The organism is Planococcus sp. TJ-307, assembly GCF_058268435.1.
The window spans coordinates 38,836-63,792 of record NZ_JBZDOJ010000008.1 but is presented as its reverse complement, the minus strand read 5'-3'; the positions used below and the strand labels follow the sequence as shown (position 1 = coordinate 63,792).

The following is a 24,957-nucleotide window of genomic DNA, read 5'->3' as shown; positions in this document are numbered from 1 at the left end:
AAATTATTAAATTCCGTGGGCTTTGATTTATTGTATAGATTGACTACTATATTAACATTCATTACTGCTCAACGAAATAAACTACACTATATAGCCCCTCCAATAATCCGTTCGTAAAAGTACACTTTTACGAACGCTTTGAAAAGGGCTGAAAATGACCGAAAACAGCGTTCGTAAACGTGTCAAATGACTTTACGAACGTTCGCGAAATTTCACACACTTTTACGAACGATTTTCAGGTATAATGAGAGGAAACAATCGTTTTATGAGGTGAATTATGGAACATCGTAAATTTGGTTACATACGCGTCAGCAGCAAAGATCAAAATGAAGGCCGGCAATTGGAAGCCATGAAAAAAATGGGCATCACTGATCGGGATATTTATTTGGACAAGCAAAGTGGCAAAAACTTTGAACGCGCAAATTATCAATTACTAAAACGGGTTATTCGAGAAGGCGACATTTTGTACATCCACTCGCTGGATCGTTTTGGCCGGAACAAAGAAGAGATCCTCCAGGAATGGAATGACCTGACCAAAAATATCGAAGCCGATATTGTGGTACTGGATATGCCGTTATTGGATACAACCCAATATAAAGACAGCATGGGAACATTTATTGCGGATTTGGTTTTGCAGATTCTTTCCTGGATGGCGGAAGAGGAACGAGAACGTATCCGGAAACGGCAGCGTGAAGGAATCGACTTGGCATTACAAAATGGCATCCAGTTTGGCAGGCCGTCAGTTTATGTTTCAGATGAGTTCAAAGAGGTTTATAGAAAATGGAAAGCTGGAGAATTAACAGCTGTTCAAGCCATGCAGGAAGCCGGAGTCAAGAAGACCAGTTTTTATAAATTGGTAAAAGCACTCGAAGAAGAAACAGCTAACACTATATAATAGAAGAAACTCCAACATATTTTAGTATTACTCAAATCAATAGAAGTTTATTTATGTGAGGTGAAATCATGGATCAGCTAAGGATGAATCTGTATGAAAACGGAATTGACTTTATTGAAAGGAGTATTGAATCTTATTTACAAGCCAAAAATAATAGTAACGAATATAAATATGCTGTTATGTTCCTAGGAATTGGTTCTGAATTGATTTTAAAAAGTATTCTTGAAGCAGAGCATCCATTATTTGTATTAGACTCGCTAGATGGAAAAGTAAATAATACAATAGCATCGAATAAGATAATTGATCGACTGAAGTTAGTCTTTGATAAAAAGGGAAGAAGTATAAAAGAAGCAGATGTAAAAAATTTAGAATCTATAAGAACAGTAAGAAACAGTATTTTACATAAAGATGTTCATTTTCACGATGAACCAATTAATATTTTTACTAGTACGTTATATTCTTTAGATAATATGGTTAAATTGTTCTCAAATAACAGTAAGACATTAGCAAGTACCTTAAAGAACTGGAAGTTAATTGTTAACGACGACAAAATTAGAGAACAATACCATCAGCGTATTAAGGGATTTAGACTCGGCAATTTTACTGTCCCATGCTCATTTTGTTCTTTAGAAACTATTGTGCCAGTCAAAGATAGCCATTCTTTTGTTTGTAAACATTGCAGCAGTGTTTACGATGATATTTTTCATTTATTAGAAGGGATAGAAGTAGAATCTACAATACTCGAAGATATTCTAGTTGCATATATAGATCAACTATTAGTAAAATCTTCTCCCAATTTTCTAGAAGTCATTAAAGCTATTAATTCCTTAAAAATTTATACCTTAAAAAATATTAATATGAATAAGTTAGTTGATTACGTTATAGCAAAAAATAGAGCCGTCTACCAATGTCCCGAGTGTGGTGCTCATGACTTTCTCTTTTACGATCCAAATAATGAAAGTATGTTATGTGTAAAATGCGGAAAAATTGAATTGGAAGAGTGCGACAGGTGTAATAAACATACTTTCATTTCAGATAGTGAAGGCTACGAATATTGCTACTTATGCCAAGAGAATACTAGAGGCGTTCGGTGTAATTTTTGTTATAAAGATGATTTTTCTTATACTGAAACCATACTTGTGGATGTCAAAAACAAAAAGATATTTGAAAAAAGCTTTGACTATGAAACTAATGATCCTCCATTTATGAAAGGGAAATGCTGTCCAGAATGTCGCAGCATTTTATATAAGTTAGAGGAAGAAAATATTATCGCCATAGCCAGGTGATCAAGTTTAATATTTATAACTATAAATTTTAAGGACAACTTTCAGTTTAAAACTGAAAGTTGTCCTTTCTTATTTACAAAAAACTAGAGAAGTACCTCTCAATAGTTAATTGAAATTATTTAAAATAGTAGAATAAGACCCCATCTTATGTTTAAAAGAATCAATACCCCCTTCTAAATAATTTATAATTAATTTGGTCACTTTGGGATCAGTAGGATATCCTAACTTCTCAACCCATCCATTTTTATCATTGGAATCTAAAACGATGACCTGTTCAGTTTCAGAATTAGTGACAATAGTCGAATTATGCGTAACAATAATTACTTGTCGATTATTTTTTACATTCTTTAGACTCTCAACTAAATTCTTATAAATGTACTGATTATCTAGATTGTCTTCCGGTTGATCTATCAATAGTGGTGAACTATCATTTGAATATTTTCCATAAATAAAAATAAAAGAAAGAATGGCCGCTACTTTTTGTCCTAGAGACATTTCTTCAATATTTTTCAATAAAGGAGCCTCATTTCTATATGATTCTCTTTTGTTAATATTAAATTTAAGAGAAAATTCATCAGAAACTTCAAACCAGTTAATGATACTTCCAAGCGTCTCAGTTTTTAACTGATTACTTAATCTGTCTTTAAGTAAGGCAAGTAGAATAGGAATCTCTCTGTCGGTAACTTCCTTCAATTCCTTCTCTACTAATTTAAATGACTCCTTTTTATTAGAAACATAGATACTACTATTTTCATTACAATAACTTAAAAAATGTAGCTTGCTATTTATCGAGGTATATCTTTCTGAAAAAAGATCCGTTAGAAATTCAATATAGGTATTTTTTTTACTATAATCATAAACATACCGCGCTATATCGTCATACGTCATTTGAAATTTTTCAATTTCTTTTTCGCTACTGAGAAACTCTAACATTGTTTTAAGATATGTATCTGGATTTTTCATGTTTGGGGATTGGACAATTTCAAGCACTGATTTATTCTGGCTATTGAACTCCCCTATAGATTGATTGATGCTTATTTTTCTTTTATTAAATCTTCCTTGCACCTTCCTAAGTTCGTTCAAAATAATGTCTTCCAGTGATGTTTCATGTTTCTTAGCTTTAAGAATGAAGCTTGAAATATTTATTTTTTGCTCTTTCTTAAGAATTGTACTTTTTATCAAGTTTCCTATTTTCCCATTATCAATATCAGCGATAATTTGATTTATTGAATAACTCCTATTATAGAACTCTTCCAATATTTTTTTTGATTCACTAGACTTTAGTTCTTTCCATTCTTCGTTTTCTAGTCTAAATAAAGAAATCCATTTAGGGCTTAGTGTAATTTTTCCTAAATCTATATCCCGAGTTATAGACTTTTCAGCAAAGGGACTTTCTAAATAATAATTTTTATCAGGATTCAAAACTTGAGGAACAAATTCCAATATATACTCTGTTTGATTTAATGTAAAAACGATATGCATCTTCTCATGCTTTGAGACCACCTCTAATTTTTCAAGAGTATCTATCTCCAGACTAAATGCGCATTCTATTATATTCAGTAAAGTACTCTTACCAGTACCTCTTCCACCAATTACACAATTTAAATCTCTTGAAAAGTCTACAGCAAATTTATTTTTCTCTTTTGAATTTTTTTCTCCTAAAAACCCTTCTGTTCCTGAATAAATTACTAATCCATTTATAAATTTATTAGATTTCTTTGGTTTTATAGGATATATATTTATTGAAAAGTTATCAAAAGCTCGTTTGAGAGATTTGAAGTTTATGTAATTGAATTTTATCCAAGTATTTTTAATGCCTATTTCATTAATAGAATGAGCGTCGCCTTCATGAATGATACCAAATTGGTTTCTAGCTTCTTTGTTGTATTCTTGAATTTTATTGTATACTTTCTCCTTGCTTGCTAGGTTAGTCAAACCAAACACTTGGAAGTTTTCTTTTGAAAATAAAAAGTTGTTGTAAACACCGCTGCCGTAGTATTTCGAATTATTTAAATGAGCTAAATAAGTTAATGCTTCTATTTTTTCTTCTTTTAAGTTTTTAATCACAGTTAAGCTATCTAAGTAAGTCCCTCCATCCTCTTTCATAATATATTTATCCAAAAACTCTTCAACTTTCTTATAATCTTTCTCGTCAAAAATTGAAACAAGATGATTGTGTTCAGAGCATGAAATTTCAACACCTAAAAAAAGGTGAATCGGAGACTGCTTTTTTTTATTTTTAACATTGGCCAGATAGTATTCTTCAAGAGCGTATTTTAATTTTTCATAGCCTTTGACTGTGTTGTGATCTGAAATCACTGATGCTTCTATTTTTTCTGTATATAGCTTATGAGCTACTAACATATAGGAAAAATATTCTTTAAAGTTTTGAAACGGTTTATTTTGTTCTTGTAAATAGTGAGTTATATAGTTATTGTTTTTATAATCGTCTATTTTTTCAAGCATTTGATGCATCGTTTCTTCTGTTATATAACCCACCTCAAAGGCAAGAGAAACTATTTCTTCTTCGGTTATTGAATTATAATCTTTATCTTTATAAAGCTTGTAATCATGAGAAGCTGGAGTATGTAAATGAAATTCGCATTTTTTTAATTCACCATATTTTTTTCTTTGATTTTTTATTTGAAGATATGAACTTGTCAGATAACTTAAGTTTTGATTCATCACTCTCACCTTTTCATCAATAATTTAAGTGTTTAAATATTCCATATAATGATTATAACAGACGGTTATAATTGAACTTATTAGGGTTCATAACTTAAATATTGAGAGATACCGAAATAATTATGTTGTACTAATTTTTAAAACGGCATTGCAAAGAAAAATATTTCAACGGAGGGACTTTAAAATGGCTGTTAATATCTCATATGCTCTTTGCAATGACTATATAGTTCATATCAGCGAAAGAATATTCAAAGACCGCAATTATTATTGCCCTTCCTGCAAAGAAACTCTTACTGCTAGAAAAGGGTCCGTCAACACTCATCATTTCGCACATAGAGAAGGAAGTAACTGTTCTGCGAATGAAGAAACGCTCCTTCATTTACTAGCAAAGTATTTTTTAGTCTCTGATAAGGAAGTGTTGCTGCATTTTCCTCTCACATTCTTTCCAAAAAACCAATCCTTTTTCAAACTAATGAATGCTCATATGAGAATGGAGTCGCTTCCTGTCACGTTAACGGATATTTTTGAATTTTATTCCTGTACAGGACACGAAGGAAAAACAGAGAAGAAAATTGGTCCTTATGTAGCGGATGCCCTTTTTAGAGATCCGTATCAGGAAGACTATGAGTTCGTTATGGAGGTATTCGTAACCCATGCTTTGGAAGATGAAAAAAGGGCTTATTTCAACGATAATTATATTTTTTATATTGAAGTAAAACCTTTTTTAAGTAATGGACATTTCACTTTTCAGGTGACGGAAAAAAACATCATTGAATACATAGAGAACAAGGAAACTGAACTTCAAAATGATCTTTATGAACTTATATTTAGTGGTTTTAGAGAAAGGCTATTACAGGATTTGAAAAGGGATTTAATTGAAGAAGAAAGAGTGCAACTAACAAGATTAATAGTCCTTGAACAGTTAGATAAGGATATTGACCTTTTAAATCTAAGAGATTATATAAATCGTGCTCTTTATAACAAGATGCGATATTTGCCTGCCACAGCTACCAATAAGTACGAACAAATAGTTGAAGTGCAAACAGTTAGACGCTTTGGCAAAAACTTAAGAGTGAACGATATGTATGTAAATTTTGAACAAGGAATATTAGCATCTATGTTGAATAATTTTCTTCGAGAGGGAATTAAAACCGAAGCATTTATCGAAACCGATTATAAAAAAAGAAATCATGTTACAGGATTTAATTTTAGCATTCCTTCAACAGTCATTACGGGAACCGTTATGAAAGGCATCTTAAAAGAGATGATGATCAAAATCCAGTAGGAGGAGCGAAATGCAAAGGAAACAGCTAGCAATTGTTCCAAGAGAAGAAGTTCCTTGGTTGAAGAATGACCAGGTCATTGAATGTGAAAGTAACTTGCCTTATCCATACGTCCATTACCCACCACGGATTTCAGGTGCTTTCTTTGGCTTCCAAGAAAGTTGGGACAGCCCTTTGTACTTTTGTTCCTGTCAAAAAGTAGGAATAGAGCAGATTTTATTAGGTGATGGCACAAGAAACAGAAATGCCTTTCCGCGAATAATTGGCGACATGTGCTCCTTTAACTTTCGCTTTAAGGATACTCTATGTCATATTTGCAATCAGTTTCCCCCAACCTATGCGTATGCCTCATTAACAAAGACTCTATCGAAATTCCGTAGTATTTATGGCTACTATATTTTAGGGAAAACCTTTGAGCTTAATGAGGACTTTAGAATTTGCGAAAACATTATTCGAAATCGCATCGGCTATTATGAAATTGGAAAGAAATGGACACAGGAAGCTAAGCTCCTCGAACAGGTTAAGAAAGTCTTTCCTAATTACACGATTATCCATCAGTATCCCCTCAGCCACTTGCGTGCAGATATCTATATCCAGGAATTAAAATTAGTGATTGAATACCAAGGAGAACAGCATTTCAAACCAATTCAAGCTTGGGGTGGAATTGAACAGTTCAAAAAAATTCAAGAGAGAGATGCAGAAAAAATAGATTTGTGTGCCGTTCGCAGAATTCAAATTATTTATTTCACCTTTCAAGATGATTTAAATGAAGACTTGGTAAGAAATCGTATTTCTAAATTAATATAGATAATCCTCTATTTCCAAAACTAATTGATACTAGTTATGACGATTCCTAAAAAATAAAAAAATAAGAGCTGTAAAAAAAGACAACATACCACAGTACGTACGAAAATACGTATGATACTACAGACTTTTTTCTGTACTCGAATAATGTTCTATAGTATACTTTACTTAAATGAAACAATAAGGAGTTGATCACGATGAGTATTCATATTCCAGAAAGACCTAAGTTCAGCGATGAACAAATCACAGCGGCTGGAGTTGCTTCTAAAACGTTCGGTAAAGTACGAGCTGCTGCAAAAAATTCACCCCAATACATTTTGGCCAATAATAAGCTCGACAGTGTTGTGTTAGATTACGCACACTACCTCAAAATGTATCAAGAGCTTGAAACTTATCGCGAACTATTCTATATGGACGAAATCGCTCGTCGTGCTGAACACGCTGCTGCCCATCCCGAAGACTCTATCTCACTACGTGAAGCTGTAGGGGAAGTTAGTTATGCTCAAATTATGTCTAGTGATCCCGATGAAATTGAAGATGACGAGTTATTCGAATAAATGAGCCAAGATCGGTTTAAGATTCGATTCGATAAGAAGGCTCAAAGGGAATACGATAAGCTAGATGGCAGCGTAAAAGGACATGTGAATAAGGGATTAGCAAAGCTACGAACACGGGCTGATACACTTGGAAAAGAACTTGAAAATAAGCGAGATATGAAATTGCATGGTTGTAAGGAATTGAAGTTTAAAGGCAGTGGCATTCGAGTTATTTATCGAATTACAGGAAGAACAGAGGACGAGTTAGAAATCGTCATGATTCTTGGCATAGGAGATCGAGACGAAGATAAAGCGTTTAAAGATGCTTCTAACCGACTTGCAGATTTTTTAAAAAACCTAGAAAACTAAATAATTTTAAGAGACCTCCAGTAAGGAGGTTTTTTTATTTGATCATACTTTCAACAGTAAGGCTTCTATAGTAGAAAGTATAAACATACTATTTACTCTGCAAAATAATGGAGGAATAATAAAGGCAGTCTCCTACTTTCTATACTCAAGTGGTACATTTATAAAAGGATTCGCAAGAGTGCACACTCATGTCATGGCTTCCTGGTATGTTGGCTTAACAAGTTATTCGATTAAGAAAAGCTATTTTTCAATACACTGACCAACTAATTTTTAATTTAAGGAGTAGAACAGTGAAAGATTTTTATAAAGCATTATGCTATGTGAATGAACTAATTTACAAACCAAATCACTTACTTTTAAAATCGGTTCAAGAAGAAAAACAAAACGCTAAGTATGGTGCTGGTATATTTCAACTTTCTTCTAAAACCGTTCGATTCAGAGTGGCGAATACTACATCTACGAAAACAGGACAATTTGTTGCATTTTGGGAAAAAGATGAAAACAATAAAAATCAACCCTATTCATATGAGGAAGCACCAGATCTACTAGTTATAACTACTTTTAAGAGTGATTATGAGTTTGGACAATTTGTTTTCCCAAAAGAAGTTCTTCTCAATCAGCATATTCTTAAGTCCAATGCAACAAAGGGGAAAATGGCAATAAGAGTATATCCAGGTTGGGATGTACCAACCAGCAAGCAAGCGATGAAAACACAAGAATGGCAGTTGCCTTATTTTGTTGATTTGAGTAATTCAAATAATGCACCCAAAGAAAAAATGACAAAATTGTATTCTTATTAATTTTCTGCAGTCGTGGTGTACATTTACACGGAGTTAGTGAAACCAAATGTTGGGGATAAAAATGAGTATAGTATCGACAAATCCTCTAATACTAATAGCTTCTAAAAAATCATCAAAAAGGAAACTGAGCGACAGTGATGAAGTTTTCTAACTCATATGCAAATAACGTTTAAATAAAGTATCAAATAGCACTCAAGGTGACGTGATGTACTAAATCGATGGTTTAAACAGAACCATGGATAATACTCAATCTATCACTTCTTTCCATAAAATAAACAGCACACGATCTCAACCGTGGGCTGTTTGTTTTTGCTCGTATTATTCTTCCGGTTTTCTTGCAGCGAACTCGTCGTCCATTTTGAGGAAATACTCGCCACCTTCTTCGATGCCTTTTAAGCGAATAATCATATCCCGAAACATTTTTTCTTCTTCCGTTTGTTCTTCAATAAACCAATCCAAAAACGATAAGGTGGCATGTTCCTGCAGCTCATCCGCCAAACTTACCAATGCATATATGTTTGCCGTCACGGATTTTTCCTGCGCAAGTGAAGCTTCCACAACATCCAGGGCATTCGTATAATGGTTTTTAGGTTCTGTTAGCGCTTGGAGTATAGGTTGCTCATCCATCATCACCAAATATTGATAGAATTTCATCGCGTGAACATGTTCTTCTCGTGATTGGATTAAATAGAAATTGGCAAATCCATGGTATCCTTTTCTTGAAAAGTAGGACGCCATCGCTGTGTATGCATGTGACGCCTGAAGTTCGTTATTGAATTGATCGTTTAACGCTTGTGTCAAATTTGTTGGCAACATCTTAACTTCCTCCTCGATCTTAATTAACGTTATTGTAACATGGGTGTTGATTAACCATTGAATGACATAATTTACCTCAAGAATATGAAGCCAAAACATTCACTGTGGTAAAGCGCCTATTGGAGACGATTCTTTTCGACGATAAAAGGGAATCCGTAGAAGCCGTTTGGGAATCTCACGTGCGTTGAGTGGCCCAATTGCATCAATCGACAACCAAGGCGCAGTATTTTTGGCAAGTAAAAAAGTGTAAGACCTTTTTAGAATGACATTTATCTATGAAAAACGGTTTTCTTCACTTGTACTATTTTTAGTCACTTACCGATTAATTTATCGAGCTTTGTATTCTTGAAGATCGCTTTATTTTTGTCTTTAAACATATCATTATGCGTAGAGACGATCCCTCGATTGCTGGCACCCGGTTCAATAAACAATTTTGCTTGATTGACAGCCGTAGCTCCATCTGTAAAAGCCCCTGCAATAAGACGCAGCTTTCCATCGTGCTCTAAAATATCCCCGGCCGCAAATAATCCCGGCACTGAAGTTTCTCCTTTCGAATTGCCTGCTACTGTTCTTGAAGAGGCCATTTCTATGGGAATGGGACTGTTTTCCACTAACTCTCTTTCTCTTTCAAATCCATGATTAATAATGACTTCATCTACATCAATACGGATGGAGTCATTTTGGTTTTGATCCCATAAAATAACTTGCTGTATTGTTTCGTGATCAGGTGAAGCGACTAATTTTTCAATTTCCGTGTTCAATAAACATTGCACTGAGCTTTTTTGTAATTTAGAGATTTCAGCCTCATGTCCTTTGAATAACTCTTTTCGATATGTCAAATACACTTTAGCCGCAATCGATTCTAGTTCGTTCGCCCAATCAATCGCTGAATTTCCGCCGCCCGAAATCAGGATTCGCTTTCCCTTAAATTGAGTGAGTGACTTCACCGTATAGTGCAGATTTGTCACTTCAAAGCGTTCTGCCCCATCAATCTCAAGTCGTGTAGGCTCTAATATCCCACCCCCAACCGCCAATATAATGGCTTTAGAATAGTGTTCTTCGCCCGTTTGAGTATAGATGGTGAAAATGCCTTCCTCGTCTTTTGAAATGGAGGTAACTTTTGTATTGAGTACAATTTCAGGTTGAAATATTTTGGCTTGTCTCACTAAACGATCGACTAATTGATGGGCAGGAGCCGGATCCATGCCACCTACATCCCAAACCATTTTTTCTGGATAGACATTTAATTTCCCTCCAAGAACAGAATGGTATTCGATTAATTTCACCTTCATCTCACGACATCCACTATAAAACGTAGAAAAAAGGCCTGCCGGTCCACCACCAATTATGCTCACATCAAAAATTTCTTTAGGCTTCATGTCAAAACCCCTTCCTCTAGATTTTTCTTCCTTTTCCATATGGAACGCATACAGGTGTACCGTATAATGGATCTTTTCCAATTTCACAGCGCATGGAAAATACATCTTGCACCATCTGAGGTGTAATAACCTCCTCTGGTTTTCCTTGGGAATAGATATTTTTATTAAAAATGGCTACGATATGATGTGCATAACGACACGCTAAATTTAAATCGTGCAGAACCATAACTATCGTTCTGTTCTCCTTTTCATTTAGCTCAAAAAGAAGATCTAAAATTTCGATTTGATGGGATAAATCTAAATAGGTTGTCGGCTCATCTAATAAAAGAACATCTGTTTTTTGAGCAAGCGTCATAGCAATCCAAGCACGCTGCCTTTGTCCACCTGATAAGGAATCGACTGTTTTTTCTTCAAATTCTTTCATGCCTGTCAGTTCCAACACACGATTTACGACGGACTCATCTTCCGTTGACCATTGCTTTAGCCAACTCTGATGGGGATACCGGCCTTGTTTGACTAGTTGAAGTACCGTTAACCCTTCTGGAGCTAAAGGAGTTTGGGGAAGAATAGCAAGATTCTTAGCAACTGCTTTAGTAGACTGCTTTTTCAACTCCATACCATTTAATATAATTTCACCAGACTGGGGTTTGATAAGGCGTGCTAGAGATCGGAGTAATGTAGACTTTCCACAACCGTTGGCTCCTACAAAAACCGTAATCTTCCCCTTAGGTATGGTTAATTGTAGATCTTCAATTACTTGTGTCTGACCGTAACCTAAGGTTAAAGAGTTTGCTTGTAACATATTTTTTCTCGTCTCCTTTCTACTTCATTAGCTATTTCGATTTCTAAACAGGAGATAAATGAAAAAGGGTGCGCCAATAGCTGCGGTAAATACCCCTGCCGGAATGTCCAAAGGCAAAAAGGCAGTTCGAGCTACAAAATCAGCCAACACGACCATCATTCCCCCAATTAATGCAGAAACAGGGATTAGTGCAGCAAATGAACGCCCAATCAACAATCGGCCAATATGTGGCGCAATTAACCCGACAAATTCAATACCACCTGCAAAGGCAGCTGCAGAACCCGCTAGGATTACACTAATCAATAAAAGCAAAAAACGTCTGGATTGAACATTTACGCCTAGCCCAGTCGCAATTTCGTCGCCCAGTTCCTTTACACTTACAGAACGAGCGAGAAAAGCTGTTAACGGAATAAACAGAAGGACGAAAGGAAGCATCGAGTATACATGTCCCCAATTGGAGCCATATAGACTTCCTGTTAACCAAAGATACGCTTTCGTCGTGACAGCTGTATCACTCAAAACAAGCATCATCAGGACAATCGCTTTCATCGCAGCTGCTATGCCGATTCCGATTAACACGAGACGAATGGGAGTGACACCATTATTCCACGCTAATAGATAGATAGTTGCTGCCACGATGACGGCACCCAGAATCGCTGCTAGTGGCATGAATGTGGCGCTAACAGTTCCTAAGAAAACCACGATAAAGATAATCGCCCCCGCAGAAGCCCCGGCTGTTATACCGATGATGTCCGGCGATGCCAATGGATTTCGAATAATTGCTTGTAAAATAGATCCTGCCACACCTAAAGCTGCACCTACCATAAAAGCAAGATAGACTCTCGGAAGTCTCAATTCATTTAGTATAAAGTCTGGTTCTGCTAGGCCCAGTAAGTTTTTAATGACAACCCACGGACTGATAAAACTACTGCCGATCGAAAGACTCATGATAAGAATCACTATCGCTAATAAGCTTAGGATTATTACGGTGATCATCGTTTTCTTATCAACTTGAAACGAAAATTTTTCTGATTTATTTTTAACTGTGATGTACCTAGCCACTCTTCACTACCCCTTTCCTAGCAATGTAGATGAAAAAGGGGGTTCCGATTAACGCAGTCATTACACCAATCGGCATTTCTTGTGGCGCAATGATAAATCTTGCAATCACATCTGCCAGTAGAAGTAAACTCGCACCGATCAACGCACTCAAGATGGTCACCCAGCGATAATCAGGTCCGACTATCCCCTTTACTAAATGAGGAACAATTAAGCCAATAAACCCAATCGAACCAGCTACCGCGACTGAACCGCCAGCTAACACAATGACAACGGCACCAATTATAATTTTCAGCAAGACCGTTCGTTGACCTAAGCTCTTGGCTACATCTTCCCCTGCCAGTAATATCGTAACGGGTTTCCCGAGGAATAATGCAATTCCTAGCGCAATCATCATATAAGGTAAAATAGGGAGAATCATCTCTAAACTTCTGCCCGAAACGGAACCCGCTAACCAAAATAAGATGCTTTGTATTCGTTGTTCATCAATCACAAGTAATCCCTGTGTGAACGAAATAAAGAGAGCAGAAATAGCAGCACCCGCTAAAACAATCTTAATAGGCGATAATCCGTCTTTCCCCAGCGAACCAAGAAAATACACAGAAACCCCTGCGATCGCTGCACCTAAAAAGGCAACCCACATGTATGACTGCAACGAATCTATTGAAAAGAAAGTGAACGAAAGAACAATGAAAAATAGTGCTCCTGCATTTACTCCCAAAATATCTGGTGCAGCCAGTGGGTTTCTAGTCATTGCTTGCATCAATGCACCTGCAACAGCTAAATTGGCCCCAATAAAAGTAGCGATAATCGCTCTAGTCATTCGAGAGGTTGTCACGATAATGTGCTCGGTATTCGTTGAATCAAAATAAATAAGCGCTTCGATCGTCGTACGGAATGGAATTGAATTTTGTCCTACTGAGAGACTCAAGATAAATGAAAGGCTCATCACAATAATAGAGACAAGTAAAACAACTAATTTAAAAGGTTTATGAGATGATAACTTCCCCATATTGATCCCTGCTTTCTATGCTGATAAAGAGAATAAGGGACGGGATTTCTCCCACCCCTTACCTTTTTATTTTTCTAACCCAAATCGATCATACATATCATCTAACATGAGATTTGCTGACAGTATGCCTCCAGCCAGATTCCATACAATTTCGTCTACCTCGTAGACTCTGTTGGATTTAACCGCGTCAAGGTTTTCCCACAATGGATGACTGGTCCATTCTTCATAGTTTTTGACGACTGCCGGATCATTTTTATCCATGAAAATATAAAAAGCATCTGCATTCATTTCCGTAATACTTTCTTTATCTGTTAGCGGGAGGATCTCGAGACTATCATCCGCCATATTTTTAGGGCCCTCAAATCCAAGTTCAGTTAAAATCGATCCTGCAAAACCAGTATAGTAAATCCGCGAATGATCTGCTCTAAAATTCAACACAGAAACATGTTTTGGCGCTTCTTCACCCATCTCCGCTTGCAACTTTTCTTTGAAATCGATTACTCGTTCATCCCAATCCTCTAACACTTCTTGAGCTTCCTCTTCTTTGTTTAGCGCCTGTCCCATTAAATCCACCGTTTCTTTAAAAGCAAAAACAGTTTCATGAGTAATAGTCGGTGCAATGGCTGAAAGTTGTTCATACACTTCTTCATGTCGAACTTTTGAAGCAATGATTAAATCTGGTTTCAGTTTTGCGATTTCTTCTAGATTGGGTTGTGTTTCTTGTCCAACAATTGGGATACCAGCTAAATCATCTTTCAAATACTCATAAACGGGTTGTTCTGCCCAAGACTCAACAACTCCCACAGGCTTTACACCAAGTGCGACTGCTGCATCGTTTGCGCCTTGATAAAGAGTCACAACACGCTGTGGCGTTCCTTGAACTTCTGTTGTGCCCATCGCATGTGTAATGGTTTGACTCTCTTCATCACTTGCTCCAGCTGCAACATTACTTGTACTCGACGATTCAGATTTCCCACAACCTGCCATAATTAAAACTAGGGAGAATAACGCTATACTTAAAAATATTATTTTCTTTCTACTCCAATTCGAGCCCAAATCTCTTCACTACTTTCCTTTTTTGATTAAGTTATAAACGATAATGAAAATCATTATCAATTAGAACTTCTGTTTTTTATTATAAGCACTCTTTGCGCGTATTGCTACCTTTTCTTAAATTTTTTTCGATCTGACGAAAGAAAAAAAATAAAGTAACAATATTTCAAAGTTGATTCAAAACGTCTTCATTCGTCTTCCAATACGATTCTGCTTCTAATTTATGCAAAGAACCAACAAGCAACGTTAAAACCCGATCAAAAAAAGATACTAAAGTAATTAGTAGATCAGCTAAAAAGCTCGTATACTTGCGAAAAGATGGATGGAAAATGAATGAAAACTAGTTTTTTGATGACCTGAAATCCAGTTTAGGCCAAGCCATTGAATATGCTGAAGGCAACCAATCAAAAGCAAGAACAAAAACCGTAGCGATTAAGGAATTGGCAAATTTTTCTGCACAAGACATCAAAAGTCTTCGTTTGCAGATGAATTTAACTCAAAAGTCATTTGCTGCCCTCATCGGGGTGTCTGTCAAAACGAGCGAATCGTGCGAACACGGCACCAACCAACCTAGCGGTGCAGCCCGACGATTGCTAGAAATCTTAAGTAATCAACCGCACGTAGCAGAAGTACATCAAGTCGTCTTTGTCTAACCCAACTCTCATTGATTCAATTCATTTAGTAGAAAAAGGCTGACAAGTGGTAGTGCACCCCAAAAGTTAGAGTTAATAATCTAACTTTTGGGGTGTTTTTTCTCTGGTAAAGTACAATGAAGAATTTAAAGTGATGATTGTGAATGAGTATTTGAATGAGTGGTTAAGTTATGATCGATTAGCCGAAAAATACGGAATTCCAAGCAGCTCGCCAATCAAACAGTGGGTTCATGCGTGGAAAGTTTTTGTGAAAAATGGCATGCGGAAGAAACAGAATAATGAAAAGTATTCTGTTCAATTCAAGCTGGATGTCTTACACTTTATGAAACAGACAGGCGCTTCTTACCAAGATACGGCGATTCAGTTCAAAATGAACAACCCTTCCCTGATTGCGGCTTGGAACCACCGATTCCTGAAAGCAGGGGTTGCCGGCTTGGAAGAGCGAGGAAAAGACGACCATCCATGTCCAAGAAACCAAAAAACAAAGCTGAAGAACAAGGGAAACTTCCGTCCCGTGAAGAACAGCTTGAACGCGAGAATGAGTTACTTCGCTTAGAAGTGGCGTACCTAAAAAAGTTGAAAGCTTTCCAGGAAAATCCGAATGCCTACCTCGAAAAGCACAAACAAAAATGGCATTCGAACTCCAAGAAGAAGGATTCCGATTGAAGGATGTGCTGAAGATCATCGATCTTCCGGAAGCGACGTATCATTATCACCGTTCTCGTTCCGATTCAGCTGACCCCGACCGCGAATGGAAGGCACGGATCTTGGCGTTGTTCGAGAAACACGAGGGCCGTTATGGCTATCGCCGAATCCATGCGGCACTTAAGGTGCAAGGATACGTCATCAACCACAAGAAAATCCAGCGCCTCATGGGCGAATTGAACTTGAAATGCGTGAAATTCATCCGGAAATCCCGTTACAGATCGTATAAAGGAAAAGTCGGGATGAGTATGGCAAAACGGCCGACCCTCGACTTCGTGATGGAGTCACTGCATCAAGCCCTGCCGATCATTGAGGAGCAGGCGGTCTATCGCACAACTATTCATTCCGATCAGGGCTGGCATTACCAGCACCCCGCCTGGGTGAAGGCATTGAAGAAGCAACGGATCTTCCAGAGCATGTCCCGGAAAGGGACCTGTGCAGACAATGCGGCCATGGAGAATTTCTTCGGCCTCCTGAAGCAGGAGATGTATTACGGAGAAGCATTGGTGTCGTACGAGGAATTAAAACAGCGGATCGAACAATACATAACCTACTACAATAACGAACGCATCAAACAAAAATTGGCCGGCATGAGCCCGGTGCAATACCGGACACATGCCAGCCAATTAGCTGCATAAATAAAACTCTAACTTTAAGGGGTCACTACCCCTTCCCTGAAACCTGTCAGCCTTTTTCTTTATATTGTATGGGCTATGGAATGAACTATCTCTTATTTATAAGATTTCAGTACCCTTCTTTCTCAAATCCCTTGCCCCATCGAGAACGAATCCACCTATAAACCGAGTGGTTTTACATTTGTGCCAAACTAATAGATAGCAGACGTATAAACGCAAAAGAAAAGTGAGACTAATAGAATCAACAATTTGAATGTATCATTTTTTCTACTAAAATCAGTTTGCTCATTTTTCTCATAAGTCAATGGAATCAAGGTTTTGAATGGAACTTAATTAAATTTATATTACATTCAAATTGCTAGAATTTAATGAAATCTGAGTACCGGATATTGAATCTATTGATTAGCATTTCTTCTAATTCAGCCAAATATTGATCCACTGCTTGCAGTAAAACATCGGTATTTATCGTATCGTCATGTTTAAATTCTTGCCAAATCGAAAAGAGGTGCCACTGATTTTCGCTTTTTTTAATAAATGCTAAGATAGGCCCTTCTCTTTCATCATGTTCCATTGTGAAGTGATAAAAGCTGTTTATTGCATCTGAATCTTTCATTCGCCACTCTTTCAAATAGACTCCTAATTCAAGTAACGCAAGGGACGACTCTCTAAGGAAGCAAAAATGTTCAATTGTAATGTTCAATTCTCCCTCTACATCAATTAATAGTTTCCCACTTCTTTGGTGAAGTAATGCTTTCTCCAGTTTTAATAATGGATCTAGTTCAAAATCAATGGCTAGATTCACCATACAAGCCCTCCTCAGATGTCATTTTTGAATGTAACTTAATTGGCATTAAGTTACATTCGCACGAAAGAAAGCTATCTGGATTTCAGATGGTTTTTCATTAAACACGAACCTTTGGTTGATTCAATCTTCTTGCCGCCTATGCCAGATATCTTTGAAGTACTCGGACAATAACCCTTTTCCTTGGAACCTGTCTTCCAGAACAACTTGCAATTGTTGAAATTCATTCCTCAGTTCAAATTCATTATAGGTAAAGGAACCTATGTAAGAATACCGATATACGGGGTCGTCTGGATTTAGTTCATGAGCACGTTTCAACATCGATTTACCTTTTTCTTCTCGCTCTTCATCATCACCAAAGTAATACGGAAACAGAGAAATCATCCATCCGAAAATCCAGAGGAAATCTTCATGATCCTCGAAATTAGCTAATCCAAAATTCGTAACTTGAATTAATATGGTCGTTAACTCATCCAAGTCTACATTTTTGACCCCTAGAGGGACTTCTTCGACTAAGAGATACCAACAAAAGAAACCTAGGCGAATATTCACTTTTAAGTCCTGGGGGTTTCCCTGCCAGTTCTTTATTAAAAGCGATCTAGCTTCATTCCACTTTTCCTGACTTTCTAATGCATCCACTTCTGTCCATTGCCAATCTATCACAGTGCTTCACCACCCATCTTGAGTACTTGATATGAATGTAACGTAATTGGAGTTATGTTTTACATTCAACTCCACTTTTTATGGTTCTGAAATTCCGTGGCCGAGCAAGAGCAAGTAGATAAAAGTCGACAGTAGTACAAAGAATGCACCATTAGCTAGCACACTAAAGATAATAATAGGTATCTTTTTTGTTCTAATTCCTAATAACATAGCGATCAAGAAACCAACATCAATTAATAAATATAAGCTCATGCTAATCCAGAAATTCGCATTAGGAAATTCCCGAAAAATCATTAAAACCGCTAATGCAACAATAGGTAAAATCATGGTTAAAATAATTGGCTTTGCTTCGTTCTGACCTTCTTGAACTTGAGTTCTCACGCTTTCACCTCCGGTTCCTTTCCTTTTGTAGAAACCACTTTGAATGTAACTTAATTAGACTTATGTTACATTCAAAACCTGTAAAATTTCATTTCAAAAAAAGAAACCTTTACTGGAGAAAAATGGTATATACTATTAATTAAATTATTAAAAAGGGTCTAGTGAAAGGGACGATGACATGTTTAAATCAAATCTCACAAATCAGCTGATTAAGATTATCCTGATTTGGATTATTTACTTTGTAACATTTACTAATGGGTTTTTTTCCTATCCTCAAGATAGAATCTTTATTATTTTAGCTACAGTATTTTATATTATATTAACGATTTTTTACCTTTGGAGAATAAAAAATCCAAGCAAAAAAGTGCGGGCTGAACAAAGTGGAGTTTGAAAATAATACAGAATAGCGATAAAGGCCAGGCAAAAGATTCCCCTTTTTCCTGGCCTTTTCGAATGTAACTTAATTGCTAATAAGTTACATTCAGAATCTCGGTCGGTTACAACATTTTCTCTCTGTCAGGTTCTTTCAAAAAAGCATCTTCACCTTCATCAAAGCCTTCAGGCCTCCAATGATCTTCCGGCAATTCACTCTCCACGAACAATTCTCGGAGCTTTCTAATAGCTTCATTCCAAGACGAAAATACTTCAAAAACGTATGGTGGTTCTTCCTCATCATCATTCCAGACAGCCCATTTTTCATTAGGAAGCTGAGTAGCATGGTACCAGGTATCGCCTTCCATTTCATAGATGCCAAAAGTATTTTCCGAAGCAATATTCCAATCCGGATAACCCAAATCCTTCGCAAATTGATCGTATTTTTTAAAGAACAATTTATGCAAAAACTTTTTTAAATGTCCCATATCTTCATTTCCTACTTCCCCTATTTCCCTCGTACTTGAATGTAACTTAATTCACAATAAGTTACATTCAAATCAAAGAATTTATAAAACTGAAGTTGAACTGAAATTACTTTACAGCATCGTTTTTGTTATATAAATTTTTATAGCTAATGACCAGAAGAATGTAAATAAACACTAGGGATATAAAACTTCTAGCATTGAATCCATCAGTCGCTGAAGTTTCATCAAGTATAATGCATGCCGCTATAGCTAATATGCTAATGACACTAAAGAGAATAAATAATGGCTTGCGTGTTGAGAAATACTCTTGCTTTACTTCAATTACTAAATAAACGATTGCGAAGATAAGTGAAGCAATACGAGTTAGAAATAAAAATTCATACTGAAGAAAAAACGTTGCAACTAAAAAGCCGATCAATGCCAAAATCACGATTATAGTACTTAAATTTTTTTTCATCCTAAACTCCTCATATTTCATTCTTGTCTAAACAATATTTTTTAATACTTTAACTAAGTTTGAATGTAACTTAACTGCACTTAAGTTACATTCAGTTTCTAGTGAAAGACATATATGAGAATAAGTAAAGAGAAGGCCAGCAGAACAGATTTCACCCAAATTACCTTATTACTAACACCGGTCTTTTTTTCTAAATAGTATATGTAGTGGACTAGTATGAAAAAGCTAGCAAAAGTTAATAAAAAATTGGATGTACTCGCATTTCCTGTAAGTACTAGGTATTTCAAAAGTCCAAAAGCCAGTAAGACCATGCCTATTGAGGCAATTATCATATAGATGTAAGAAGTGCCAGTATTTTTCCTCTTCATATTTCCTCTTCCTCTCAAAAGTACAGGGGTGCTGAATTTAACCCTCTTTTCGTTTGTTTGTTTTTACTTATTAATTCATATACTTATTTTACCATTTTAAAATTTTAATAATAGATTTGTAGATTAACTTATTTATAATAAAAAGCGTTCGTAAAAGTACACTTACACAAACGAAATTAGGAAGAGACTTTGTATGAAGTCCCTTCCCTGCCGATAAGCTCTCATATGTAACTATATATTCAGTGCCACTGCGAAAATTCTACAATAAACGATTAATATCGATTTAAACGTTCAAAACGTTTAAAACACGAGCTTACTCATAAATAAGCCACAGCATTAATACATGCTGTGGCTTATTTTTCAGTTCCAGTACTCTTGTAAAAACTTTATATTAACTTACTAAATACTACCTTTATTAGAGATCTTATTCGACTTCATGTAACGTATGAACGTTTTGACTACAGTGCTAATACCAAAAATCGAAATCAAACACAACGTGATAGAAGCTCCTGGAGGAGTCCCCAGTTCGTAGGAGGCAACCAGTCCGCTCATCATCCCGATTAAAGCAATAACAATTCCAATCAAAGTCACTCCGTTAAAACTTTTACTTAAACGCATCGAGATAGCCGCGGGCAATACGATAATTGCTGAGACAAGTAAGGCGCCAACAATCGGCATGATGACGGCAATCGTGACTCCTGTCAGTACATTAAACAAGATGGACATGGCTTTAATAGGCAAGCCTGCTGTGTACGCGGTATCCTCATCAAAAGTCAACACATACATCGGCTTGCGAAAAAGGAAGTACAGAATCGCAATAATAATTGATAACCCTAGCAACACCCATACTTGTTGAACGCTTATGGTGACAATGGAACCAAATAAAAACTGATTGATGCTCAAGGTAGCTCCATTGTCGTTTAATCCCATCAAGACCAGTGCTAATGCCATTCCGACCGACATTAAAATCGCAATAGAAAGTTCGGAATAGGTTCGATAAACTAACCGCAAATACTCTAACAGCACGGCTACTATGACTACTATCAGGATATTGGTCAAAGTCGGATTTACTCCAATCAACAGTCCCAATGCGACTCCTGCCAGAGAAATGTGAGATAAAGTATCTGCCATCAGGGACTGTCTACGTAAGATCAGAAACAATCCCAATACAGGTGCGATTAATGAGATCAGGAAGGTGGCTTGGAAAGCTCTTTGCATGAATCCATGGAAAAACATCTCCACGGGGAGTCCTCCTTCCGCACCAGCTCAATATGCTTGTTTGCGTAATGACGAATTTCTTCATGATCATGGGTAACCATTAGGATGCCCTTCGCATGCACTTCACTGTTGTGCTTTAATAATTGATAAAATTCTTCACGGGAGCGGACATCCATTCCGGTCGTGGGCTCATCCAGTACAAAGAGGTCAGGGTCTGTTGCGAAAACTCGTGCAATGGAAATCCGCTGCTTTTGTCCGCCTGATAGTTCCCCTATTTTTTTATGGCGCATCTCCCACATCCCGACAGACTCCAATGATCGGCGTACGTGCTCCTTGTCTGCCAGCTCTAACCCCTTCAACCATTTCCCTCTTTGGTAGCGTCCGGATTGGACCAGTTCCAAAACGGTACTTGGAAATCCGGCGTTGAAAGCGGAAACCTGTTGCGAGACGTAGCCAATGACTAATTTCTCACCATCAAGGTTTTTAGGTGAAAGCTCGACGCTTCCTTTCGAAGGCTTTAACAAGCCAAGGATGTTTCGGAGCAGCGTCGTCTTTGCTGCTCCGTTTTCTCCTGTCAGCATGACAAAGTCACCTGCATCCACTTTAAATGAAATATTTTCAAGCAATGGTTCCTCTTCATATTGGAAGGCCAAGTTTTTTACTTCTATATAATGCATAAGTAAGCGACCTTTCTTTCTATTGAATACTTATTTGCAAAGCTTCTAAATTTGTACGCATCGCATCTACATAACCGAGATCCTGAGATTGCAATTCCTCGGATAATACTTCCAAGTCATATAGAACGGCCGTCTCTGTTCCAGTTTCATTCGCAACGGTTTCAGCAATTGCCGAATTGGCTCCTTGCTGATAATAAATAACAGGTACGTTATACTGTTCAACCAAATCACCAATTTCAGCAATACGGGAAGGGCTCGGTTCAACTTCTGTCGATAATCCGCCAATGGCAATCTGTTCTAGGTCATACCGCTCAGCGATATATCCGAATGCCTGATGCTGCACGACAAAAATGCGATCTTCCGCTCCTTCAAGGGCTGTTTTGTATTCTTCGTGCAAGGTTTGAAGTTCTTCATTGAAAGTTTCAGCGTTTTCTTGATAGACGCTTTCCCCTTCAGGATCCGCTTCAATGAGTGCATCGCGCACTATATTCACTTGCTCTTGCGCTAAAACCAAATCTAACCATATATGAGGATCTTCATTTTCATGATCGTCGATGACCACAGATATGCTTTCAGATTCGGCATACGTGTTGTCCTCGTCATCCAATAAAACTGCCTTTACTTCAAAACTGCCATTCTCCGCTTTGTATTCAAAGAGTTTCGTTTCTTGATCAGGTGCTGCCTCCCATTCGTCTTCAACGCTTTCGCGTGTGTACCAGTGCCAATGATCATAAGCTGTTTCTTCTTGTATCTCGGCGTTTAGCGTAACCGTGTCCCCAGTATGATAATGTTCTGCGAGCCCACTAATTGTCAGACCACCAGCAGCTTCATGGCTGGTATCCTCATGATCGTGTTCAGCTTCTTCACTATGATCATCATGCCCCTCTTCTGCATGGGAGGTTTGTCCATGATCATCAATCATAATTTCCACCGGTTCTGATTGGGCATACTCGCTGTGGTCATCACCAAAAAGCACAGCGCGCACTTCAAAACTTTCTCCTGCCGCTTCAAGTTCAAATGTAGATCCGCCTTGTCCAGATACAGCTTCCCATTCTTCAGCGGGATTTTCTCTCGTATACCAATGCCAATGGTCCAAATCCACCGCTTCATCCAGTTCTGCAGTCAATTCAATGACATCGCCTGTGTGATAGTGCCCAGCAACTCCGTTGATGGTTAAACTCTGAAGCGCACTTGACACCGTTCCTTCTTCATGGTGGTGAGCATCTGCTTCTGTTGAGTCCGCTCCATCCGCAGTCCTCGCAATGATCAAATCTTCTTTTTCAACGGTATTCAGCAAACTGCTCACCCAATGTTCCATTTCTTCACTGCTGTAGACAAAAACGTCTGCTTCGTTGACTCCGGCCACATCTTTTGCGCTCGGTTCAAAATGGTGGGCATCTTGTCCGGCAGAGACCATTAACGAAACGTCCGCTCGGTCCCCTGCCACGTGTTGGGCAAACTCATACATTGGATAAAACGACGCCACAACAGAAATCTGGTCAGTTGAACTGTTTTCTCCGTCTTCTTGATTGCATCCGGCAAGAACAGCAGCTGAAAGTATGCCCAGTGACAATGTAGTTAGCCAGGTTTTCTTCATAGTCTTGTTCTCCTTTTTTCAACACGCTAAATCTTTATTCAGGCATTGTTTGTAGTTTGTTCATTTTTGAAAGTAAACAGAGGCAATTAATGCGCCAGCATGTCACGAACTAAACCATCGGCATCCAGATCCGAAGGGTAATACGTTGGCCAATGAGTCACTTCTTCTAATAATTCCTCGCGGTCATCTCCCCAGTACAAATGATAGTGATGGGAATCGATTGGGTAGATGTTATGGTCGCTGAACTGGATATACTGAGGTGCCTGCTCGGCTCCGCCCGTCTTTTCAAAGATAAAGCGCACGCCCCGATTTCCTTTTTCATATTCCAGAATTTCATAGCCGCCAGAGGCATATTCTCCTGAATACTCTTCCTCCCCGTCAAAAAACGTAACGGTGCCCTCTTGGATGACAACGCGGTCTACATCGGTTACATAACCTGTTGTATAGTATTCTTTGTACTCCTCTGCTGTCATGTCGCCAGTTTCCGCTTTATGTGCGAACACTTCATCTAAATCGCCTGATACTAAATACGGATACACGGACTGCCAGTCGCCGTCCCAATCCGATAATTCGCGTTCTTCCACTTGGCTGTCTTCAAAATAACCGTTATAGATTTGGGTTGTTTCTTCGTCATGACCGTGATGATCATCAATAACGATCTCTACAGGTGCAGACTGAACTTCAGGTTCATGGTCATCTCCATAGAGCACCGCTTTTAGTTCGGTTCCATTGCTCGTTGCTTCCCCTTTAAAGTCGGCTGTTTCCTGACCAGAAACGGTCTCCCATTCTGCGCTGCTGTTCTCTCTGCTATACCAGTGCCAGTGGTCGCTCTCAGCGTCCTCTTCCAGAACTGCCGTTAGCTCGACTGCATCTCCCGTATGGTAATGATCCGCAATGCCTTCAACTGTTACTTCTTCGGGAGCCTCGTGATTCGTTTCTTCCCCCTTAGCATGTTCGTGTTCCTGTTCTTCTGTTGCATCTGTTTCAGCAGCCTCTTGTTCACCGGCATTACTGCTTGCTGTTTCTTCTGTTGACTGACATGCTACTAGAGCAAAAATGAGCAATAATAATCCTAATCCTTTTACTAACTGACTTCTCATAATTTCTTCCTCCTAATATTTAAATCGTAATAATTACGATTTAAATATTATATTTCTTAGTT

The 24,957-nt window shown here is 37.6% G+C and carries 24 protein-coding genes and 2 pseudogenes; 10 read left to right on the top strand and 16 right to left on the bottom strand.

Going from position 1 to position 24,957, the window contains the following annotated elements; translation table 11 throughout:
- Positions 1-277 precede the first annotated feature (277 nt).
- Together AC4EHK_RS18260 and AC4EHK_RS18255 are read left to right on the top strand one after the other, a co-directional pair.
- The gene (locus AC4EHK_RS18260) at positions 278-895 is read left to right on the top strand and encodes a recombinase family protein (protein WP_490980158.1); all 618 of its coding nucleotides are present in this window, start codon (positions 278-280) and stop codon (positions 893-895) included.
- Positions 896-963: 68 nt separating this feature from the next.
- Entirely contained in the window at positions 964-2,181 is a 1,218-nt protein-coding gene (locus AC4EHK_RS18255; protein ID WP_490980157.1) for a hypothetical protein, read from the top strand.
- Positions 2,182-2,286: 105 nt separating this feature from the next.
- On the opposite strand, the gene AC4EHK_RS18250 is transcribed toward AC4EHK_RS18255, so the two are convergent.
- A complete protein-coding gene (locus AC4EHK_RS18250; protein WP_490980156.1) occupies positions 2,287-4,866 on the bottom strand; it encodes a Spaf_1101 family AAA-like ATPase in 2,580 nt (859 codons plus the stop codon).
- Positions 4,867-5,050: 184 nt separating this feature from the next.
- Between AC4EHK_RS18250 and AC4EHK_RS18245 the strand changes: the two genes are divergently transcribed.
- From AC4EHK_RS18245 to AC4EHK_RS18225, 5 genes are all read left to right on the top strand, one after another.
- Complete coding sequence (locus AC4EHK_RS18245) at positions 5,051-6,151, top strand: competence protein CoiA family protein (RefSeq protein WP_490980155.1); 1,101 nt, start codon at positions 5,051-5,053, stop codon at positions 6,149-6,151.
- 10 nt (positions 6,152-6,161) lie between these two features.
- A complete protein-coding gene (locus AC4EHK_RS18240) occupies positions 6,162-6,956 on the top strand; it encodes a hypothetical protein (protein WP_490980154.1) in 795 nt (264 codons plus the stop codon).
- Between the two features lie 194 nt (positions 6,957-7,150).
- Complete coding sequence (locus AC4EHK_RS18235) at positions 7,151-7,510, top strand: hypothetical protein (protein ID WP_490980153.1); 360 nt, start codon at positions 7,151-7,153, stop codon at positions 7,508-7,510.
- Entirely contained in the window at positions 7,511-7,858 is a 348-nt protein-coding gene (locus tag AC4EHK_RS18230) for a type II toxin-antitoxin system RelE family toxin (protein ID WP_490980152.1), read from the top strand.
- A gap of 290 nt (positions 7,859-8,148) precedes the next feature.
- Positions 8,149-8,658, top strand: a complete 510-nt coding sequence (locus AC4EHK_RS18225; RefSeq protein WP_490980151.1) for a MepB family protein — start codon at positions 8,149-8,151, stop codon at positions 8,656-8,658.
- Between the two features lie 318 nt (positions 8,659-8,976).
- Here AC4EHK_RS18225 and AC4EHK_RS18220 read toward each other — a convergent pair whose 3' ends face one another.
- The 6 genes from AC4EHK_RS18220 to AC4EHK_RS18195 all read right to left on the bottom strand — a co-directional run bounded on the left by AC4EHK_RS18220 (position 8,977) and on the right by AC4EHK_RS18195 (position 14,713).
- Complete coding sequence (locus tag AC4EHK_RS18220) at positions 8,977-9,474, bottom strand: ferritin (protein WP_490980150.1); 498 nt, start codon at positions 9,472-9,474, stop codon at positions 8,977-8,979.
- 311 nt (positions 9,475-9,785) lie between these two features.
- On the bottom strand, positions 9,786-10,853 hold the full coding sequence (locus AC4EHK_RS18215) for an NAD(P)/FAD-dependent oxidoreductase (protein ID WP_490980149.1): 1,068 nt from the start codon (positions 10,851-10,853) through the stop codon (positions 9,786-9,788).
- A 16-nt stretch (positions 10,854-10,869) separates the two neighbouring features.
- Positions 10,870-11,655: an ABC transporter ATP-binding protein gene (locus AC4EHK_RS18210; RefSeq protein WP_490980148.1), complete on the bottom strand. Its 786-nt coding sequence runs from the start codon at positions 11,653-11,655 to the stop codon at positions 10,870-10,872.
- 27 nt (positions 11,656-11,682) lie between these two features.
- Positions 11,683-12,717 carry a FecCD family ABC transporter permease gene (locus AC4EHK_RS18205; RefSeq protein ID WP_490980147.1) on the bottom strand — a complete coding sequence of 345 codons (1,035 nt, stop codon included), beginning with the start codon at positions 12,715-12,717 and terminating at the stop codon, positions 11,683-11,685.
- The gene (locus AC4EHK_RS18200; RefSeq protein ID WP_490980146.1) at positions 12,710-13,726 is read right to left on the bottom strand and encodes a FecCD family ABC transporter permease; all 1,017 of its coding nucleotides are present in this window, start codon (positions 13,724-13,726) and stop codon (positions 12,710-12,712) included. Before AC4EHK_RS18200 ends, AC4EHK_RS18205 begins: the two co-directional genes overlap by 8 nt.
- A 66-nt stretch (positions 13,727-13,792) precedes the next feature.
- Entirely contained in the window at positions 13,793-14,713 is a 921-nt protein-coding gene (locus AC4EHK_RS18195; RefSeq protein ID WP_490980159.1) for an ABC transporter substrate-binding protein, read from the bottom strand.
- Between the two features lie 849 nt (positions 14,714-15,562).
- On the opposite strand from AC4EHK_RS18195, the gene AC4EHK_RS18190 reads away from it, so the two are divergent.
- The 3 genes and pseudogenes from AC4EHK_RS18190 to AC4EHK_RS18180 form a co-directional block, all read left to right on the top strand.
- Positions 15,563-15,988: a hypothetical protein gene (locus tag AC4EHK_RS18190; protein ID WP_490980145.1), complete on the top strand. Its 426-nt coding sequence runs from the start codon at positions 15,563-15,565 to the stop codon at positions 15,986-15,988.
- 73 nt (positions 15,989-16,061) lie between these two features.
- Positions 16,062-16,319, top strand: a pseudogene (locus AC4EHK_RS18185) (IS3 family transposase); the annotation flags it as partial.
- Between the two features lie 153 nt (positions 16,320-16,472).
- Positions 16,473-16,775 (top strand): annotated as a pseudogene (locus AC4EHK_RS18180) (transposase); the annotation flags it as partial.
- Positions 16,776-17,130: 355 nt separating this feature from the next.
- On the opposite strand, the gene AC4EHK_RS18175 reads toward AC4EHK_RS18180, so the two are convergent.
- The 9 genes from AC4EHK_RS18175 to AC4EHK_RS18135 all read right to left on the bottom strand — a co-directional run bounded on the left by AC4EHK_RS18175 (position 17,131) and on the right by AC4EHK_RS18135 (position 24,895).
- A complete protein-coding gene (locus tag AC4EHK_RS18175) occupies positions 17,131-17,577 on the bottom strand; it encodes a DUF7878 domain-containing protein (protein ID WP_490980144.1) in 447 nt (148 codons plus the stop codon).
- 120 nt (positions 17,578-17,697) lie between these two features.
- Positions 17,698-18,237, bottom strand: a complete 540-nt coding sequence (locus AC4EHK_RS18170; RefSeq protein ID WP_490980143.1) for a hypothetical protein — start codon at positions 18,235-18,237, stop codon at positions 17,698-17,700.
- A gap of 78 nt (positions 18,238-18,315) precedes the next feature.
- Positions 18,316-18,618 (bottom strand): hypothetical protein, encoded by a 303-nt coding sequence (locus tag AC4EHK_RS18165; RefSeq protein ID WP_490980142.1) that lies wholly within the window; start codon positions 18,616-18,618, stop codon positions 18,316-18,318.
- A gap of 497 nt (positions 18,619-19,115) precedes the next feature.
- Positions 19,116-19,478 carry a hypothetical protein gene (locus AC4EHK_RS18160; protein ID WP_490980141.1) on the bottom strand — a complete coding sequence of 121 codons (363 nt, stop codon included), beginning with the start codon at positions 19,476-19,478 and terminating at the stop codon, positions 19,116-19,118.
- A 106-nt stretch (positions 19,479-19,584) separates the two neighbouring features.
- Positions 19,585-19,935, bottom strand: a complete 351-nt coding sequence (locus AC4EHK_RS18155; protein WP_490980140.1) for a hypothetical protein — start codon at positions 19,933-19,935, stop codon at positions 19,585-19,587.
- A 767-nt stretch (positions 19,936-20,702) separates the two neighbouring features.
- On the bottom strand, positions 20,703-21,545 hold the full coding sequence (locus tag AC4EHK_RS18150; RefSeq protein WP_490980139.1) for a metal ABC transporter permease: 843 nt from the start codon (positions 21,543-21,545) through the stop codon (positions 20,703-20,705).
- Positions 21,491-22,198, bottom strand: a complete 708-nt coding sequence (locus tag AC4EHK_RS18145; RefSeq protein ID WP_490980138.1) for a metal ABC transporter ATP-binding protein — start codon at positions 22,196-22,198, stop codon at positions 21,491-21,493. Before AC4EHK_RS18145 ends, AC4EHK_RS18150 begins: the two co-directional genes overlap by 55 nt.
- A gap of 19 nt (positions 22,199-22,217) precedes the next feature.
- A complete protein-coding gene (locus tag AC4EHK_RS18140) occupies positions 22,218-23,795 on the bottom strand; it encodes a metal ABC transporter solute-binding protein, Zn/Mn family (protein ID WP_490980137.1) in 1,578 nt (525 codons plus the stop codon).
- A gap of 86 nt (positions 23,796-23,881) precedes the next feature.
- Entirely contained in the window at positions 23,882-24,895 is a 1,014-nt protein-coding gene (locus AC4EHK_RS18135; protein ID WP_490980136.1) for a ZinT family metal-binding protein, read from the bottom strand.
- Positions 24,896-24,957 lie beyond the last annotated feature (62 nt).

What these genes read in the sequence shown, in the direction of transcription:
- AC4EHK_RS18260 (WP_490980158.1), top strand. Translation starts at nt 278, where the DNA reads ATGGAACATCGTAAATTTGGTTACATACGCGTCAGCAGCAAAGATCAA.
- AC4EHK_RS18255 (WP_490980157.1), top strand. Translation starts at nt 964, where the DNA reads ATGGATCAGCTAAGGATGAATCTGTATGAAAACGGAATTGACTTTATT.
- AC4EHK_RS18250 (WP_490980156.1), bottom strand. Translation starts at nt 4,866, where the DNA reads ATGAATCAAAACTTAAGTTATCTGACAAGTTCATATCTTCAAATAAAA.
- AC4EHK_RS18245 (WP_490980155.1), top strand. Translation starts at nt 5,051, where the DNA reads ATGGCTGTTAATATCTCATATGCTCTTTGCAATGACTATATAGTTCAT.
- AC4EHK_RS18240 (WP_490980154.1), top strand. Translation starts at nt 6,162, where the DNA reads ATGCAAAGGAAACAGCTAGCAATTGTTCCAAGAGAAGAAGTTCCTTGG.
- AC4EHK_RS18235 (WP_490980153.1), top strand. Translation starts at nt 7,151, where the DNA reads ATGAGTATTCATATTCCAGAAAGACCTAAGTTCAGCGATGAACAAATC.
- AC4EHK_RS18230 (WP_490980152.1), top strand. Translation starts at nt 7,511, where the DNA reads ATGAGCCAAGATCGGTTTAAGATTCGATTCGATAAGAAGGCTCAAAGG.
- AC4EHK_RS18220 (WP_490980150.1), bottom strand. Translation starts at nt 9,474, where the DNA reads ATGTTGCCAACAAATTTGACACAAGCGTTAAACGATCAATTCAATAAC.
- AC4EHK_RS18215 (WP_490980149.1), bottom strand. Translation starts at nt 10,853, where the DNA reads ATGAAGCCTAAAGAAATTTTTGATGTGAGCATAATTGGTGGTGGACCG.
- AC4EHK_RS18210 (WP_490980148.1), bottom strand. Translation starts at nt 11,655, where the DNA reads ATGTTACAAGCAAACTCTTTAACCTTAGGTTACGGTCAGACACAAGTA.
- AC4EHK_RS18200 (WP_490980146.1), bottom strand. Translation starts at nt 13,726, where the DNA reads ATGGGGAAGTTATCATCTCATAAACCTTTTAAATTAGTTGTTTTACTT.
- AC4EHK_RS18195 (WP_490980159.1), bottom strand. Translation starts at nt 14,713, where the DNA reads ATGGCAGGTTGTGGGAAATCTGAATCGTCGAGTACAAGTAATGTTGCA.
- AC4EHK_RS18175 (WP_490980144.1), bottom strand. Translation starts at nt 17,577, where the DNA reads ATGGTGAATCTAGCCATTGATTTTGAACTAGATCCATTATTAAAACTG.
- AC4EHK_RS18160 (WP_490980141.1), bottom strand. Translation starts at nt 19,478, where the DNA reads ATGGGACATTTAAAAAAGTTTTTGCATAAATTGTTCTTTAAAAAATAC.
- AC4EHK_RS18155 (WP_490980140.1), bottom strand. Translation starts at nt 19,935, where the DNA reads ATGAAAAAAAATTTAAGTACTATAATCGTGATTTTGGCATTGATCGGC.
- AC4EHK_RS18145 (WP_490980138.1), bottom strand. Translation starts at nt 22,198, where the DNA reads ATGCATTATATAGAAGTAAAAAACTTGGCCTTCCAATATGAAGAGGAA.
- AC4EHK_RS18140 (WP_490980137.1), bottom strand. Translation starts at nt 23,795, where the DNA reads ATGAAGAAAACCTGGCTAACTACATTGTCACTGGGCATACTTTCAGCT.
- AC4EHK_RS18135 (WP_490980136.1), bottom strand. Translation starts at nt 24,895, where the DNA reads ATGAGAAGTCAGTTAGTAAAAGGATTAGGATTATTATTGCTCATTTTT.